Genomic DNA, 15468 nt, shown 5'->3' on the forward strand with positions numbered 1-15468 from the left:
GGCAGATTGGCCAAGGTGCGCTCTTGGGGCAGTGTACCGGGAAAACCGGCGATTGGGCGGGTCTTATCATGGTCGTTTAGGGCGTGAACAGGACGGTTTGGCGCAGTTAGCGCAACCAAGTTCAGGTTTAGCGCCACCATGTTTTTTCTGCCGGAAATACAGACACTTTTCGAAGACCATTAACGGCTTTTTTGCCGCATGTGTGTGACAACAATCGCACGATTCGTAGATGGCGATTGATTCGCGGCCATAAAAACGACAAAAATGCCCTACAAATAAGCGAATTGTTTCGTATGAGAGCAGGAATAGGGGTTAACCCGATGTCAAAGATTGCACTGGTGGATGACGACAGGAACATTCTGACGTCCGTATCCATGACGCTCGAAGCCGAGGGTTTCGAGGTAGAAACGTATAACGACGGGCAGGCTGCTCTGGATGCGTTTAACAAGAAGCTGCCCGATATGGCAGTGCTGGATATCAAGATGCCGCGTATGGATGGCATGGATTTGCTGCAGCGACTGCGGCAGAAGACTCAGATGCCGGTGATCTTTCTGACTTCGAAAGATGACGAGATCGACGAAGTTCTGGGTTTGCGTATGGGTGCTGATGATTATGTCAAAAAGCCCTTTTCGCAACGGTTGCTGGTAGAACGGATACGGGCCTTGCTGCGCCGTCAGGAAGCGACCTCGGGTGATCCCGTGGCTGCCAACACAGGCGACGCCAAGGTGATGGAACGGGGCGAATTGCGGATGGACCCCTTGCGCCACGCGGTGAGCTGGAAGGGATCGGATGTCTCTTTGACAGTGACCGAGTTCCTGCTGCTGCAGGCCTTGGCGCAGCGTCCGGGATTTGTCAAAAGCCGCGATCAGCTGATGGATGTTGCCTATGACGATCAGGTCTATGTAGATGACCGCACGATCGACAGCCACATCAAGCGTCTGCGCAAAAAGATGCGCGCTGCTGATCCGGAGTTTTCGGCCATCGAAACGTTGTATGGTATTGGGTATCGGTACAACGAAGAATAAGCGTGGCCTAAGTTAAGGGGTTACTGGGTCTCGTGCGCGATACTGAGCAAGAAAACGAGTTACGCGACGGTGACGTCGTTCTTGGGGATGACTGGGTCATCCCCCAGAGCGACGATTCCGCCGAACTCAGGGCCACACGCGGCCGCCGCAATCTGTTTTCCCTGCGGGGCTCGCCTCTGGCGCGCAAGATCATCACATTCAACATGATTGCATTGGTGATTCTGGTCACCGGATTGCTATATCTGGATAATTCGCGAGAAGAACAGGTGCAGCAGACCGCCCGGAACCTGGTTGGTGATGCGCAGTTGGTCAGCAACGTATTTGAAACCCAGCTGCGACAGAATGTGACTGGCATTACCCGCGACGCGGCCATCCTGGATGTCAAAGATACGTTGGCTGGTCTCAGCCTGCCGGTCGGCGGTGAAGTCTTTGTTTACGATGCCCGAGGGACGCTGATTGGTTGGACGCGCGGCGCGCCTGCGGTCTCAGAGATGCCGGTCATGCTGCGCTCAGAAGCTGATGCGCAGACTGGAAGCACACTGATCAGTGATGCCTTGAACGCGGTCTGGACCGGGCTGTCCAAAGTGTTCAAACAAGATGAAGCCAGCGAAGCGCCAACCTTGGCCCAACGCGTTCAGGCCATCATTCCACAGGCGCTGACCGGACATATTCAGGTTCAGGCGGTTCAGGATGACGCAGGCGAAACGGTTATCGTTGCTGCGGCCCCGATCCAATTGGATGGAAAGCCCGTTGGCGCGGTTGCCATGGCCGGTCCCGCCGGAGAAATCGACGCATTGGCCCGCCGTGATCAAGAGCGGATCCTGCGCATGTTCGTCGTGGCGCTTTTGGTGTCAGTCGGATTGAGCCTTGTCCTTGCATCGACCATCGCCAATCCGTTGGCCGACTTGGCATCCGCCGCCGAGATGGGCAAAGACCGCGGTGCGGGGGTCAACCCGGGCCGCATCCGCATCCCCGATCTGAGCGCGCGACCGGACGAAATTGGACGACTCAGCCGAGCTTTGCGCGGCATGGTTACAGCGCTGTACAACCGGATTGATGCAAATGAACAATTCGCGGCAGATGTGGCGCATGAGATCAAAAACCCCCTAGCCAGCCTTCAATCCGCTGTGGGCACGTTGCGCATGGTTAAAAGAGACGACCAGCGCGACAAGCTGATGGGGGTGATCGAACATGATGTCCGTCGGCTGGATCGTCTGGTCAGCGACATTTCGAACGCCTCGCGCCTGGACGCCGAATTGGTCAAGGAGGAAGAGCAGCCATTTGATTTGTTGAACCTGATCGGAAACCTCGGTCAGTATCTGGGCGAGGATGCGCGCGCCAAGGGAATCGATTACATCACTGATCTGCCGCCCGAACCAATCACCGTGACCGGGCTTGAGGCGCGATTGGCGCAGGTGTTCGTAAACCTGATCACCAATGCGATTTCCTTCTGCGAAGAAAGCGATGCCATACGTGTGTGGGTACGCCGGCGCGAGGATCGGGTTCTGGTTGTTGTTGAAGACACCGGCCCAGGCATCCCCGAGCAAGCCCTGACCAAAGTGTTCAAAAGATTCTATTCCCAGCGGCCAGCCGAGCATTTCGGCAATAATTCGGGGTTGGGTCTGGCAATTTCCAAGCAGATCGTCGAGGCGCATGGCGGGGTGATTTGGGCCGAAAATATCCGCCCGACCGAAGCGGACATAACATCAGACCCTCAAGGCGCGCGATTTGTCGTGGGCCTGCCGGTTTGATGCGGTGAGCACGTCCGCACTCTCCTCTGTTGAACACCATGATACTGCCATCGTTCACGCCTCTTGCGTCGCGGTAGCAGACCGTGCCGTTTTGATCGTGGGACCTTCGGGCACCGGGAAGTCAGCGCTGTCTTTGCAGATGATGGCGTTGGGGGCCGATCTGGTCGCGGACGATCGGGTTCGGTTGTATATGGATGGCAATCTCGCCCTGGCAGAGGCGGCTCCAAATATCGGTGGACTGATCGAGGCAAGAGGTCTTGGCCTGTTACGGGCAGTCTCGGTTGGGCCGGTGCCGGTTGGCTTTGTGGTGGACATGGCGCAAGAAGAACCCGAGCGCCTGCCAGAACCCCGTTCAATTCTTATCTTGAGGCAAACTGTTCCCTTGCTTCGGGGCGCTGGCGTCTCCAATTTACCAGCAGCGCTCTTGCTACTGATGAAAAACGGGTGCGCAGACCCGGAATGGCCCAATCAATGACGACCCAAAGACGCATCGTACTTGTCACCGGCCCATCCGGCGCAGGCCGGTCCACCGCAATCCGTGTGTTAGAGGATCTGGGGTTCGAGGCCATCGACAACCTTCCCATGGGTCTTTTACTGCGTCTATTAGACGGGCCAAAAACCGACCGTCCCATGGCGCTGGGTATTGATGCACGCAACCGCGATTTTTCCACGATTGGCGTCATCGAATTGCTGGCTAAGCTTCGGTGGATGGAACAGGTTGACCTGACCACGCTTTATCTCGATTGCAGCGATGAAGTCCTTCTGCGCAGGTATTCGGAAACCCGCAGACGTCACCCGGTGTCTGCGGATGCGAGTCCTGAAACCGGAGTGCGCCAGGAAAAAGAGTCGCTGGCCCCAATTCGTGAACTCGCAGATACGTTGATCGACACCACGCCACTGAATGTTCACCAACTGCGCGAAGAGGTTGAGCGCTGGTTTGCACCTCAGGGTGGGCGGCATCTGGCGGTAACCATCGAATCATTTTCCTATAAGCGTGGTTTGCCTCGCGGATTGGATATGGTCTTTGACTGCCGTTTTCTCACCAACCCGTACTGGCGTCCCGAGCTACGGGCCGAAGATGGTCGCAATTCGGATGTGGCGAGCTATATTCAAACCGACGCGAACTATGCGCCTTTCTTCGAAAGGGTGGTTGACCTGCTGACTTTGTTGTTGCCCGCCTACCGGGCCGAGGGCAAAGCCTACCTGTCCGTGGCCTTTGGCTGTACCGGAGGGCAACACAGATCGGTTGCAATGGCCGAAGCGGTTGCAAAGGCCCTTGCAGAGGGGGGGCAGCAGGTGGCAGTTAGGCATCGCGAAATGGAAAGACGATCGTTGAATGTGAGGCCGGATTGATCGGGATCGTACTCGTAGCACATGGTGGGCTGGCCAAAGAATATTTGGCCGCGATGCAGCATGTGGTCGGCAATCAGCCCGGCCTGGCCGCGATCTCGATCGAGGCCGATCATGATCGCGAAGCGAAGCAATCGGAAATCTGTGCGGCCGCCGACAGTGTCGATGTTGGTGACGGTGTTGTCGTCGTGACCGATCTGTTTGGCGGAAGCCCGTCGAATCTCAGCCTGCGTGCCTGCGCGCCGCAGGATCGCCGTATCCTTTACGGCGCAAATCTTCCCATGTTGATAAAACTGGCCAAATCCCGCCACCTGCCGATTGGCGAAGCCGTGCGGCAGGCAATGGAAGCTGGACGTAAGTATATCAATGCGCAAAATGTGACGTTTGACGAGAACCGGACAGATAAAGAATGACCACCCGAAGCTTGAAAATTATCAATGAAAAGGGCCTGCATGCCCGCGCCTCGGCCAAGCTGGTCGAGTTGGTAGAAGGGTTCGACGCTCAGGCCGAGGTGTCGAAAGACGGGCTTTCCGCATCCGGCGACAGCATTATGGGTCTTTTGATGTTGGCAGCGTCTCGTGGAACGACTATTGACGTCGAGACGTCCGGACCGGATGCTGAGGCGTTGGCTGATGCGTTGGAGACTCTGGTGAACGACAAGTTCGGAGAAGGTTTCTGACCGCACCCGCCGTGATACGAAGAACGGGATAACCAGGAATTGGCGGAAACAACGCACGAGACCAAGACAGGCCCGGTGGTGGATGGGACCAAGGACCAGGGCGAGATCTATGATCGTAAAACCCTGACCTACGCAAACTCGTTCGACGACCCTTGGACTGCAACAGCGATCCGCACCATTGAATGGTGTACGGGTAAGTTGACCATTTTGGGTATGGTTAACAAGTTCGAGAAGCAGAATGAACAATTCCGCGGCCAACGGTTCTGGGCAGGTGCGCTTAACATAATGGGCATCGACCTGACCACGCCAGAGGAACAGATCGCGCGTATTCCGAAAACGGGGCCCGTGGTCGTCGTAGCCAACCATCCCCATGGCATGGTCGACGGCATGATTCTGGCAGAGCTGATCGGCAGGGTCCGCAGCGACTATCGGATCTTGACCCGTTCGGTTCTGACAGGTTTGGACGAAGCGGCGACGTCGTTCATGATTCCGGTGCCCTTCCCGCACGATCCCGAGGCACAGGCCAAGATGCTTGAGATGCGCGGCAATGCGATGGAGCATCTGAAAAACGGGGGTGTTGTGGCCTTGTTCCCTTCAGGCGTCGTGATGTCTTCGGATGACTGGTTCGGGCCGGTGATCGAGCGTGAGTGGAACGTGTTCACGGCCAAAATGATCCGTCGATCCGGCGCGCAGGTCCTGCCGATCTTTTTCCCTGGCAGGAATTCGCGTGCCTACCAGATCGCCAACAAGCTTTCTGCGATTCTGCGCCAGGGTTTGTTGCTGCACGAGATCGTTCGATCCTGCAACAAACCGCAATCCCCGGTGATCGGAGAACCGATCTCGGATGAGGATATGCAGCTGCTGGAACGAGATCCGCGCGGCTTTATGGCTTGGCTCAGAAAACACACGCTGGGTCTGGGGCAGGCAACCAAGCTCTGACCTGCAATTTCACCTGATCAGGACAATCTCGTGGCTGCGCCCGGATGAATTCCGGGCGGTGGCCTTTACCGGGTCGGCACCGGGGCATCGCCCCGATAGTCATAAAAACCACGCTGCGTTTTACGTCCCAGCCAGCCCGCTTCGACATATTTCGTTAACAGCGGGCAAGGGCGATATTTGGTATCGGCCAATCCATCATGCAGCACGTTCATAATGGCCAAACAGGTGTCTAGGCCGATAAAGTCAGCGAGTTCTAGCGGTCCCATCGGGTGGTTTGCGCCCAATTTCATCGATTGGTCAATCGACTGAACATTCCCCACGCCTTCATACAGGGTGTATACGGCCTCGTTGATCATCGGCATCAGGATGCGGTTGACAATGAAAGCCGGGAAATCTTCGGCGCTGGCGGCGGTTTTGCCCAGGCGGTCTACAACGGCCTTACAGGCAGCAAATGTTGGTTGATCCGTAGCAATGCCCCGGATCAGTTCAACCAGTTGCATCACCGGAACTGGGTTCATGAAGTGAAAACCCATAAAGCGTTCGGGCCGGTCTGTTCGGCTCGCCAGACGTGTGATCGAAATAGATGACGTATTTGACGTCAGGATTGTATGCGGTTGCAGATGTGGCAGCAAACTTTCGAAAATGGCTTGTTTGACGGTCTCACGCTCGGTTGCGGCCTCGATCACCAGGTCAGTCTGGCCCAGCTTTGGCAGCTCCATTGTAGTCGTGATGCGTTTCAGCGCGGATTGCATCTCCTCATCCGAAATTTTTCCGCGCGATGCCTGGCGCGCCATATTTCCTTCAATCGTCGCCATGGCGCTGTTCAGCGCGTCCTGGCTAACGTCGTTCAGCAGAACGTCATATTCCGCCAAAGCCAGTACGTGGGCGATACCATTGCCCATTTGGCCTGCGCCAATCACTCCGACTGATTTTACATCCATTTTTTGATGCCTCTGTGCCACGGGGTAGGATGACACTATCGGCAGATCGGGGCGGGCGGCAAGGGGATCAGACCGTTCGACTTTGCTTCAAATGCGCACATTAGGAGATTCTCAAGACTTGCGGCTGCAAGATGGCATCCGGGTGAAAATTGGGTGAGTGATATGAGCTATCATCAAGCTGGCTCGGGGCGACTCGAGCATGACGTGTGCCAATACGGTGAGTCACGATTGTGGTTTCGTGGGCCAATGCGTTCGCTGGAGACGTCATTTGTGGCCTGCGCAGGTGGGACCGAAACATTCGGGCGATTCGTCGAGCAGCCATTCGCGGCAGTTCTCGAAGAGAGGTTGGACAGACGATGCCTGAATTTCGGAAGTCTTTTTTGCGGTGTAGATGCGCTGTGCGATGACACGGAGTTGAGGGGTTTACTGAACCAAGCAGAGCTCTGCTTGGTTCAGCTTAGCGACATATTGGGGCAGTCCAATCGATTCTACCGGGTTCATCCCCGACGCAACGACCGTTTTTTGGCTCCGACAGAGGATCTGAAATCTCTCTATCCCGAGATCGACTTTGCCGATGTCCATTTCGTACATCACCTGATGATTTTGTTGCAGGGCCGCAATGATGCGCGGTTCGAGGTAATCACAGAAGAGCTGCGACGGAATTGGATCGACCGCATTGGGGGGCTTGTTGAGGCGCTTGAAGCGCCTGTTGTCTTGTTGAATTTGCAGGTCCTGCGTGAGGCAGAAAGTGATCAGCCCAAGCACGGTGCTGATATTCGGATCACGCCACAGATGATCGAGGCCCTGCGCCCTCTCAGCGCCGAGATCGTTGAGGTGACGGTCAGCGTGTCGGGGCAGTCCGATGAGCTTGAAGATATGCTGTTTGGAACACTGCAACAGCCCATGGCGGAATATATGATAGGTCCTGCGGCACACAGGTCGATTGCTGACGCCTTGGTCGGTCCGATCAGAAACCTGCAATGAAAAGGGCCCGCCGATGGCGGGCCCAATGCAAGATTCTTCGTGGAAAAGTCTAGCCCGTTGATCAGCCGAGTTTCTCGGTCAGTTCCGGAACGGCCTGGAACAGGTCGGCGACCAGACCGTAATCGGCAACCTGGAAGATCGGCGCTTCTTCGTCTTTGTTGATTGCCACGATGATTTTCGAGTCTTTCATACCTGCCAGATGCTGAATCGCACCCGAGATGCCGACAGCGACATACAGATCCGGGGCAACAACCTTGCCGGTCTGACCCACCTGCCAATCGTTCGGAGCATAGCCCGAGTCGACTGCGGCGCGCGATGCGCCTACTGCGGCCCCCAGCTTGTCAGCGAGACCTTCGATCAGCTTGAAGTCCTCTTCAGAACCGACACCACGGCCACCCGACACAACAACGCCAGCCGAAGTCAGCTCGGGGCGGTCGCTTGTGGCTACCTTGTCTTCGACCCAGGACGATAGACCGGGGTTCTCGCCGACCGAGATGGTCTCAACGGCTGCCGAGCCATCTTCGCCCGCAGCATCAAAACTTGCGGTTCGGAAAGTGACGACTTTTTTGGCGTCCACAGATTTGACGGTCTGGATCGCGTTGCCCGCATAGATTGGGCGTTCGAAGGTCGAGCCGTCGACGACACCGGACGCGTCCGAGATGACCATGACGTCCAGCAGCGCGGCAACGCGCGGCATAACGTTCTTGGCATCGGTGGTGGCGGGGGCAACGATGTGCTCGTAACCATCAGCCAGACCTACGATCAGCGCAGCAGTGGATTCCGCCAGGCGATGGCCCAGCGATTCGTCCTCGGCGACCAGAACCTTTGAGACGCCGGTGATCTTGGCGGCAGCTTCACCGGCAGCAGCAGCGGAACCGCCTGCGGCCAGAACGGTTACATCACCCAGTGCATTTGCTGCGTTTACAGCTTTGGCGGTTGCGTCCAGCGCCAGTTCACCATTGTTGACTTCGGCGAGAAGAAGAACAGCCATTACACAGCCCCCGCTTCTTTGAGTTTCGCGACAAGCTCGTCTACCGAGCCGACGATGATGCCAGCGGCACGTGCCTGTGGTTCTTCGGTTTTGACGACTTCCAGGCGCGGCGAGACGTCGACGCCGTAATCGGCGGCGGTTTTCTCGTCCAGCGGCTTTTTCTTCGCCTTCATGATGTTGGGCAGCGACGCGTAACGGGGCTCGTTCAGGCGCAGGTCCACGGTCACGATTGTCGGCATTTTGACGCTGATGGTTTGCATGCCACCATCGACTTCGCGAGTGATCTTTGCGCTGTCGCCGTCGATGTCGATGTCGGACGCAAAGGTGCCTTGTGACCAGCCCAAAAGAGCTGACAACATCTGACCAGTTGCATTCATGTCGTTGTCGATAGACTGCTTGCCGCACAGAACGATACCGGGCTGCTCTTCCTCGACCACTTTGGCCAGGATCTTGGCAACGGCCAGGGGTTCGATGTCCTGATGGACATCATCTGCAGCAATGACCAGGATGGCACGGTCCGCGCCCATGGCCAGCGCAGTGCGCAGTGTTTCCTGGGCTTGTTTTACGCCGATAGAAACAACGACGACTTCGTCTGCCTTGCCGGCTTCTTTCAGACGGATTGCCTCTTCGACAGAAATTTCGTCGAACGGGTTCATCGACATTTTGACATTGGCGAGATCGACACCGCTGCCATCCGCTTTGACGCGAACTTTAACGTTATAGTCAATCACGCGTTTGACAGGCACGAGTACCTTCATTTTGCGCTAGCTCCTCACAAAAAACGGCAAGCCGCGTCGCGACTCCACCAATGTTCATGAGGGCTTGAATAGCGATTCAATTCAGGCGGCAACAGGGCAAAATCGTCACGTCATCTGCAACGGACGTCGCGTTTTGCTATTTTTGACGTGACCAAGCACCACACACCCACCCAAAAAGGCAGGAAGCTATCGGTTTGCGCCCGCCCGTCGGGCCGGGGCTTCGCCCTTCCGGTCGCCGCCGCGTCCACTGGACGCAACGCCGCTTTCAGCGGTTCGCGCCCGGAACCCACAGAACATCTTCGGTTCCGTTTTCATTGGCACAACGGGCTGCGACGAAGAACCAGTCGCTCAGACGGTTCAGGTACTTGACTGCGGTTTCGTTGACCGGCTCCATGTTGGTCAGCTCAACCGCAAGCCGTTCGGCCCGGCGAGATACGGTTCGACATACATGCAGATGCGCCGCAAGACGCGAGCCACCGGGCAGGATGAAACTGCGCAGCGGTTCCAAGGCTTCGTTCATCGCGTCGATTTCAACCTCGAGCCGGTCAATCTGCGAGGGCACGATGCGCAGAGGCGGATAGTCTGCTTCGGCATCCTTTTCCATATCGGGACGACAGAAATCTGCGCCCAGATCAAATAAGTCATTCTGAATGCGGGCGAGTGCAGCTTCGACATCCCCATCTGCCTCGGTCCGGGCGACGCCGACAAAGGCGTTCAACTCGTCCACGGTGCCATAAGCGGTCACGCGGCCCGAGTATTTGGCAACGCGTTCGCCATTGCCGAGAGCGGTTTTGCCATCATCACCGGTGCGGGTGTAAATCTTGTTCAATACGACCATTTACTGACCTCCCTGACCGCGCAGCCAGACGTAAAGCACGATCAGAATCACGGCGATGAACTGAAACAGGATACGCAGGCGCATATACTTGTTGCTTTTCAGTGCCGCGTCCCTGCCGCTTTTGCCAAAATTCGAGATGCCAAGCGCCAATACGACGACAACCGCCGCCATGGCCAAAAGCAAAATGACCATCATTAGGTCCATGAGTACACCGTCCGCGTTTCTGTTTGCCTAGGGCTATCATCTAGCCCCGTGCGTGCCAAAAGCGAACGGGTTATTTCGCCTCAGACCCCTGCAAGGATGCGGTCAATCGCACGTGTCGACAGGATGCGGCGCAAACAACCGGCGATAAATGTAGGTGTTGTCACATAGTATCGGGGGCGCGGGCGCTTGGATTCTACGGCGTGGGCCAGCTTGGTCGTAACTGCTGATGCGGGCAGTTCAAACCGATCCGGCCCCGACGATTCATACAGTCTTTTCAACAAAGAGGACTCATAACGCTCGCGCAGGGCCGAGTTTTGCCAGTTGATGAACCGCTCGAAGAACGGGATCGAGTTTTCGCGGATTTTAGATGTGATCGGGCCGGGTTCGATCAAAATGACCTTGATCCCCGTATCAGCCAGTTCTAGGCGCAGTGTATCCGTCAGCCCTTCGATTGCATATTTCGTGGCCACATAGGCGCCGCGCCACGGATAGGCCACCAGACCCAGCACCGAAGAGTTCTGAACGATTCGCCCGTGTCCTTGATTGCGCATTATCGGGATGACCTGTCTGGTCAGTTCGTGCCAGCCAAAGAAGTTCGCCTCGAAAATCTGACGCAGGCCTTCGGTCGGCAGGTCCTCGACCGCGCCGGGCAGGCCATGTGCGCCATTGTTGAACAGCGCGTCCAGGGTGCCTCCGGTGGCCTCCAACACTTCGTTCAAACCCGACGATATGCTGGCCGTGTCGGTATAATCAATGCGCGGGCTTTCAAACCCCTGCGCCCGCAACCGGTCGCAATCGCGCTGTTGTTTGCACGAGGCAAACACGCGCCAACCCCGCGCGCGCATCCCATGCGCCGCATCCAGTCCGATGCCCGATGAGCAGCCAGTAATTAGAATGGTTTTCTGCATGATTTTCCCGATTCTGAACCAGCCCCAAGCTAGGGTGCACAGAGTATGGGAACAATCATTGCTCCACGTCAGTCTGGTGTTTTTCTGACCAAAGAGGTCGAAATCCACCCCACCTGTTGCTGCGGCAACACGCGCAGTCGCAACCATCCGGTGCCCGAGTCACTTAGCACCTCGACCTTCTGGCCGATGCGCGCTTTGCCAACAATCGGGTAGATCGTTCCAGGGCCGTCACGCATGTTCACGCGGGTCCCGGAGATTTCCCGGATATCTTTCCTGGGTTCAGGCTGGGCGGCGGGTTCAGGCTGCACGTCCTTGGTGATTTGCTTCAGGCCAGTTACACCGTCTTCCAGAGACGCAAGCGTGATGCTGGCAGTCTGATCGTCAAACACCGAAAGCGCGTTGAAAGTGTCCAGACTGGCAGGTTCTGCGACAATCGCTGCGACTGCTGGCTGGGGATCAATCGGGCGCTCGCGCACGACCGGCGAGCGCATAGCGACATTTGTCACAAGCTCTTTTGCCGGAGACGGTGCTACGCTTTTGGGGGCCGCTTTCGAGGCGACTCGCACAGGCTGTTCCGACCGCACACCGCGCGGCTCGAAATTAGGCCCGCCACTCATGACGTAAAAGCACCAGCCAAGTGCAGCGAAACTCATTACAATCAGGCGCGTCATGGCGCATCCCCCGGTCGATCAATCAAAACAAAAAAAGGCAGCAGACTAATGTCAGACATCCTAGCATAATTCGCGACCCAAGTCGAAAAACGGGGGAAATCGGGGGGTTGCCTCCCCCTGTTGCAAAAAGCGCCACTTGTCCCCAGTAAAATATGTCTTGCTTGCTTTACCCGCGCGCCCTTGCGTCGTATCACATCATCTATGAATGATACGATCGACGACCCCAATATGGTGGCCCCCGAAAACGGGGGCGAAGTAGCCGAACCGCTGCGCCGCGCGATTGGTGAACGTTATCTGACCTATGCGCTGTCCACCATCATGCACCGGGCCTTGCCCGATGCACGGGATGGTTTGAAGCCGGTGCATCGGCGAATCCTCTATGCGATGCGCGAGTTGCGACTCAGTGCAACGGGCGGGTTCCGTAAGTCGGCGAAAATCTCGGGCGATGTGATGGGTAACTATCACCCGCACGGCGATGCCGCGATTTATGACGCGATGGCGCGTTTGGCGCAGGATTTCAACGTGCGTTATCCGCTGGTCGACGGGCAGGGGAATTTCGGCAATATCGACGGCGATAACCCGGCGGCCTCTCGTTATACCGAGGCTCGGATGACCATCGTGGCCGAGGCTCTGCTTGAGGGTCTAAACGAGGATGCTGTCGATTTCCGTGACAACTATGACGGCACGCTGACCGAACCGGTGGTTCTGCCCGCGCAATTTCCGAATCTGCTGGCCAATGGCTCCAGCGGTATTGCGGTGGGCATGGCGACGAATATCCCGCCACATAACATCTCGGAACTGTGTGACGCCTGTTTGCATCTGATCAAGACGCCGGATGCGCGCGACGATACGCTTCTGAACTACGTGCCCGGACCGGATTTCCCAACCGGCGGCGTAATCGTTGAACCGCCTGCGAATATCGCGCAGGCCTATCGCACCGGGCGCGGGTCATTCCGCCTGCGCTGTAAGTTCGAGGTCGAGGATCTGGGCCGCGGTCAGTGGCAGATCGTCGTCACCGAGATTCCCTATCAGGTTCAGAAATCGAAGCTGATCGAAAAGATCGCCGAGCTGATTCAGACCAAGAAAATCCCGATCCTTGGCGACGTTCGTGACGAATCCGCCGATGACATCCGCCTGATCCTTGAGCCGCGTTCCAAGAATGTGGACCCCGAGGTTCTGATGGGCATGCTCTATCGCAACTCGGACCTTGAGGTGCGGTTCAGCCTGAACATGAACGTGCTGATCGACGGGGTGACACCCAAAGTCTGCTCGATGAAAGAAGTGCTTCGCGCCTTCCTTGATCACCGGCAAGAGGTTCTGCTGCGCCGGTCGCGCCACCGGATGGCCAAGATCGACCATCGGCTGGAGGTGTTGGAGGGCTTTATCGTTGCCTTCCTGAATCTTGACCGCGTGATCGACATTATCCGCTATGACGATGACCCCAAGGCTGCGCTGATGCGCGAAGACTGGGGCATCGACCATGTCCGCGCCACCAATGAGGCCGACTATGTCTCGCCCACACGGGGCGAGGGCGAGCTGTCCGAGGTCCAGGTCGACGCAATTCTTAACATGCGTCTGCGCAGCTTGCGTCGTCTGGAAGAGATGGAGCTGGTTCGCGAACGCGATGAGCTGATGTTGGAACGTGCCAATCTCGAAGATCTTCTAGCCGACGAAAGCCTGCAATGGGCCAGCATCGCCGAGCAGTTGAAAGAGACCAAGAAAACGTTCGGCAAGGATTATGAGGGCGGCGCGCGTCGCACCCAGTTTGCCGAAGCCGGTCAGGTCGAAGAGGTCCCGCTTGAGGCGATGATCGACCGCGAACCGATCACGGTTGTCTGCTCTCAGATGGGCTGGATTCGCGCCATGACCGGCCATATCGACCTGAACCGCGAGTTGAAGTTCAAGGATGGCGATGGGCCACGGTTTATCTTCCATGCGGAAACCACCGATCGGCTGCTGGTCTTTGCCTCGAACGGTCGATTCTATACGATCAGCGCCGCGAATCTGCCCGGCGGTCGGGGTATGGGCGAGCCGCTGCGCCTGATGGTCGAACTGCCGAATGAGGCGCAGATAATCGACATCCTGATCCACAAACCGGGGCGCAAGCTGCTGGTGGCCTCGGATGCGGGTAACGGCTTCACCGTGCCCGAGGATGACGTGCTGGCACAGACCCGAAACGGCAAACAGGTGCTGAACGTCAAAGGCGACGAAACAGCGATTATCTGTAAGGCGATCGAAGGTGACCACGTTGCAGTGGTTTCTCAGAACGGCAAGTTTCTGGTCTTCCCGACCGAGGAACTGCCTGAAATGACCCGCGGCAAGGGCGTTCGCCTGCAGAAATACAATATGGCGCGCGGGCGGCAGGGGACGCTGGAATTGGACGGCGGGCTGTCAGATATCACCACCTTCAACTGGGAAGAGGGCCTGAAATGGTCCATGGGTGGCGACAAGACCCGGCACGAGGCAGATCTTTCGCAATGGCTGGCCAAGCGTGCCAGCGTCGGGAAAAAGCCGCCATACGGCTTCCCGCGTGATTTTAAATTCTCCTGATCAGGCCCGGTCACAGAGGATTTATGCCGATACGGCTTGGCACAAGCCGTATCGGTGCGTTAGATCAAAGAAAAACAGGCCTATCGAGACGAGACATGTTGCGCATATTGACACTGATCACCGGATTGGCCCTGATGGGCGCCTGCACCCAAACGCAGGTTTACGAAGAGCCTGAGTCGCTGGGCGAATTCAAGTTGCGGGTAAACTATGCCTTTGCCGATAAGGCGGTGCAGGGGCCGGTAAGCCGGGATGCGACGCCAGACGAATGGACTGCGGCCATTCAAAACGCGGTGGACATCCGCCTTGGGCGCTATACGGGCGCACAGGAATACGACATCGGAATCAGCCTCGAGGGCTACATGCTGGCCCCTCCCGGAATTCCGGTGATCTACAACCCCAAGAGCACTGCGATTGTTCTGGTCAACGTTTATGACGTGAACAAGAAAGAATTTCTTGCCAAAGGTAAGCAATTCCAGGTGCTGGAAGACACAACCGGTGGCAGTGCCCTGAAAGGGTCGGGTCATGAACGGACGAAACAAGAGCAAATGAGCGGGCTGGCTCTGAAAGTTGCGGACCGAGTCGAAGAATGGTTGGCCGAGGAACATTTGGAAAACGGTTGGTTCGACCGGCGTCCCGAACTGATCCAGCCACTCGATTCAGGTGAAGCAACGCAAAATCCGGCTTAAAGAACGGCATTTCCCGCAGGATGTGCTTGATTTTCTCCTTTGAACCCAATATCTCGCGCGCGCAGATGTAACCACGGGACCAAGGGTCCCCCAAAGCACAAAAGGGCGCCTGAGGAATGGCAAAGGAAAAGTTTGAGCGTAATAAGCCGCACGTCAACATTGGCACGATTGGGCACGTTGACCACGGCAAGAC

At 56.9% G+C, this 15468-nt stretch carries 18 protein-coding genes; 10 read left to right on the top strand and 8 right to left on the bottom strand.

Annotation, left to right across the window (positions count from 1 at the left end):
- The first annotated feature begins 320 nt into the window (after nucleotides 1-320).
- From AC2FLB_RS16050 to AC2FLB_RS16080, 7 genes are read left to right on the top strand one after another with little or no spacing between them, the layout of a single operon-like run.
- The gene (locus AC2FLB_RS16050) at nucleotides 321-1025 is read left to right on the top strand and encodes a response regulator transcription factor (protein ID WP_142639269.1); all 705 of its coding nucleotides are present in this window, start codon (nucleotides 321-323) and stop codon (nucleotides 1023-1025) included.
- A 32-nt stretch (nucleotides 1026-1057) separates the two neighbouring features.
- Entirely contained in the window at nucleotides 1058-2776 is a 1719-nt protein-coding gene (locus AC2FLB_RS16055) for a sensor histidine kinase (RefSeq protein WP_281995882.1), read from the top strand.
- Nucleotides 2777-2780: 4 nt separating this feature from the next.
- The gene (locus AC2FLB_RS16060; RefSeq protein ID WP_496707234.1) at nucleotides 2781-3251 is read left to right on the top strand and encodes an HPr kinase/phosphorylase; all 471 of its coding nucleotides are present in this window, start codon (nucleotides 2781-2783) and stop codon (nucleotides 3249-3251) included.
- Nucleotides 3236-4129: an RNase adapter RapZ gene (gene rapZ, locus AC2FLB_RS16065; RefSeq protein WP_496709634.1), complete on the top strand. Its 894-nt coding sequence runs from the start codon at nucleotides 3236-3238 to the stop codon at nucleotides 4127-4129. Before AC2FLB_RS16060 ends, rapZ begins: the two co-directional genes overlap by 16 nt.
- A complete protein-coding gene (locus AC2FLB_RS16070; RefSeq protein ID WP_142639275.1) occupies nucleotides 4126-4539 on the top strand; it encodes a PTS sugar transporter subunit IIA in 414 nt (137 codons plus the stop codon). The genes rapZ and AC2FLB_RS16070 overlap by 4 nt, the downstream gene beginning before the upstream one ends.
- A complete protein-coding gene (locus AC2FLB_RS16075; RefSeq protein WP_142639277.1) occupies nucleotides 4536-4805 on the top strand; it encodes an HPr family phosphocarrier protein in 270 nt (89 codons plus the stop codon). Before AC2FLB_RS16070 ends, AC2FLB_RS16075 begins: the two co-directional genes overlap by 4 nt.
- Nucleotides 4806-4844: 39 nt before the next feature.
- Nucleotides 4845-5744 (top strand): lysophospholipid acyltransferase family protein, encoded by a 900-nt coding sequence (locus AC2FLB_RS16080; protein ID WP_271951305.1) that lies wholly within the window; start codon nucleotides 4845-4847, stop codon nucleotides 5742-5744.
- Between the two features lie 65 nt (nucleotides 5745-5809).
- On the opposite strand, the gene AC2FLB_RS16085 is transcribed toward AC2FLB_RS16080, so the two are convergent.
- The gene (locus AC2FLB_RS16085) at nucleotides 5810-6685 is read right to left on the bottom strand and encodes a 3-hydroxybutyryl-CoA dehydrogenase (RefSeq protein ID WP_496709635.1); all 876 of its coding nucleotides are present in this window, start codon (nucleotides 6683-6685) and stop codon (nucleotides 5810-5812) included.
- Between the two features lie 162 nt (nucleotides 6686-6847).
- On the opposite strand from AC2FLB_RS16085, the gene AC2FLB_RS16090 reads away from it, so the two are divergent.
- Nucleotides 6848-7669: a DUF6473 family protein gene (locus AC2FLB_RS16090; RefSeq protein ID WP_496692209.1), complete on the top strand. Its 822-nt coding sequence runs from the start codon at nucleotides 6848-6850 to the stop codon at nucleotides 7667-7669.
- Nucleotides 7670-7730: 61 nt separating this feature from the next.
- Here the strand turns inward: AC2FLB_RS16090 and AC2FLB_RS16095 are convergent, their stop codons facing one another.
- The 6 genes from AC2FLB_RS16095 to AC2FLB_RS16120 all read right to left on the bottom strand — a co-directional run bounded on the left by AC2FLB_RS16095 (nucleotide 7731) and on the right by AC2FLB_RS16120 (nucleotide 12039).
- Nucleotides 7731-8660: an electron transfer flavoprotein subunit alpha/FixB family protein gene (locus AC2FLB_RS16095; protein WP_496709636.1), complete on the bottom strand. Its 930-nt coding sequence runs from the start codon at nucleotides 8658-8660 to the stop codon at nucleotides 7731-7733.
- The gene (locus AC2FLB_RS16100) at nucleotides 8660-9418 is read right to left on the bottom strand and encodes an electron transfer flavoprotein subunit beta/FixA family protein (protein ID WP_271951297.1); all 759 of its coding nucleotides are present in this window, start codon (nucleotides 9416-9418) and stop codon (nucleotides 8660-8662) included. The genes AC2FLB_RS16095 and AC2FLB_RS16100 overlap by 1 nt, the downstream gene beginning before the upstream one ends.
- A gap of 265 nt (nucleotides 9419-9683) precedes the next feature.
- Nucleotides 9684-10256, bottom strand: coding sequence for a cob(I)yrinic acid a,c-diamide adenosyltransferase (locus tag AC2FLB_RS16105; RefSeq protein ID WP_281973486.1), 573 nt, complete (start codon nucleotides 10254-10256; stop codon nucleotides 9684-9686).
- Entirely contained in the window at nucleotides 10257-10460 is a 204-nt protein-coding gene (locus AC2FLB_RS16110; RefSeq protein ID WP_142639289.1) for a twin transmembrane helix small protein, read from the bottom strand. It abuts the gene before it with no gap.
- Nucleotides 10461-10540: 80 nt separating this feature from the next.
- The gene (locus AC2FLB_RS16115) at nucleotides 10541-11368 is read right to left on the bottom strand and encodes an SDR family NAD(P)-dependent oxidoreductase (protein WP_496692210.1); all 828 of its coding nucleotides are present in this window, start codon (nucleotides 11366-11368) and stop codon (nucleotides 10541-10543) included.
- 68 nt (nucleotides 11369-11436) lie between these two features.
- Nucleotides 11437-12039, bottom strand: a complete 603-nt coding sequence (locus AC2FLB_RS16120) for an SH3 domain-containing protein (RefSeq protein WP_496692211.1) — start codon at nucleotides 12037-12039, stop codon at nucleotides 11437-11439.
- Between the two features lie 201 nt (nucleotides 12040-12240).
- On the opposite strand from AC2FLB_RS16120, the gene parC reads away from it, so the two are divergent.
- On the top strand, nucleotides 12241-14589 hold the full coding sequence (gene parC / locus AC2FLB_RS16125) for a DNA topoisomerase IV subunit A (RefSeq protein WP_496709637.1): 2349 nt from the start codon (nucleotides 12241-12243) through the stop codon (nucleotides 14587-14589).
- 95 nt (nucleotides 14590-14684) lie between these two features.
- Entirely contained in the window at nucleotides 14685-15275 is a 591-nt protein-coding gene (locus AC2FLB_RS16130; RefSeq protein ID WP_496678806.1) for a hypothetical protein, read from the top strand.
- On the opposite strand, the gene AC2FLB_RS16135 is transcribed toward AC2FLB_RS16130, so the two are convergent.
- A partial coding sequence (locus tag AC2FLB_RS16135) for a hypothetical protein (RefSeq protein WP_496692212.1) occupies nucleotides 15272-15468 on the bottom strand: 197 nt, incomplete at its 5' end. The two genes, AC2FLB_RS16130 and AC2FLB_RS16135, sit on opposite strands and share 4 nt — an antisense overlap.

It is taken from the genome of Ruegeria sp. CDSA236 (assembly GCF_059611285.1).

What these genes read in the sequence shown, in the direction of transcription:
- AC2FLB_RS16050 (WP_142639269.1), top strand. Translation starts at nt 321, where the DNA reads ATGTCAAAGATTGCACTGGTGGATGACGACAGGAACATTCTGACGTCC.
- rapZ (WP_496709634.1), top strand. Translation starts at nt 3,236, where the DNA reads ATGGCCCAATCAATGACGACCCAAAGACGCATCGTACTTGTCACCGGC.
- AC2FLB_RS16075 (WP_142639277.1), top strand. Translation starts at nt 4,536, where the DNA reads ATGACCACCCGAAGCTTGAAAATTATCAATGAAAAGGGCCTGCATGCC.
- AC2FLB_RS16085 (WP_496709635.1), bottom strand. Translation starts at nt 6,685, where the DNA reads ATGGATGTAAAATCAGTCGGAGTGATTGGCGCAGGCCAAATGGGCAAT.
- AC2FLB_RS16090 (WP_496692209.1), top strand. Translation starts at nt 6,848, where the DNA reads ATGAGCTATCATCAAGCTGGCTCGGGGCGACTCGAGCATGACGTGTGC.
- AC2FLB_RS16095 (WP_496709636.1), bottom strand. Translation starts at nt 8,660, where the DNA reads ATGGCTGTTCTTCTTCTCGCCGAAGTCAACAATGGTGAACTGGCGCTG.
- AC2FLB_RS16100 (WP_271951297.1), bottom strand. Translation starts at nt 9,418, where the DNA reads ATGAAGGTACTCGTGCCTGTCAAACGCGTGATTGACTATAACGTTAAA.
- AC2FLB_RS16105 (WP_281973486.1), bottom strand. Translation starts at nt 10,256, where the DNA reads ATGGTCGTATTGAACAAGATTTACACCCGCACCGGTGATGATGGCAAA.
- AC2FLB_RS16110 (WP_142639289.1), bottom strand. Translation starts at nt 10,460, where the DNA reads ATGGACCTAATGATGGTCATTTTGCTTTTGGCCATGGCGGCGGTTGTC.
- AC2FLB_RS16115 (WP_496692210.1), bottom strand. Translation starts at nt 11,368, where the DNA reads ATGCAGAAAACCATTCTAATTACTGGCTGCTCATCGGGCATCGGACTG.
- AC2FLB_RS16120 (WP_496692211.1), bottom strand. Translation starts at nt 12,039, where the DNA reads ATGACGCGCCTGATTGTAATGAGTTTCGCTGCACTTGGCTGGTGCTTT.
- parC (WP_496709637.1), top strand. Translation starts at nt 12,241, where the DNA reads ATGAATGATACGATCGACGACCCCAATATGGTGGCCCCCGAAAACGGG.
- AC2FLB_RS16130 (WP_496678806.1), top strand. Translation starts at nt 14,685, where the DNA reads ATGTTGCGCATATTGACACTGATCACCGGATTGGCCCTGATGGGCGCC.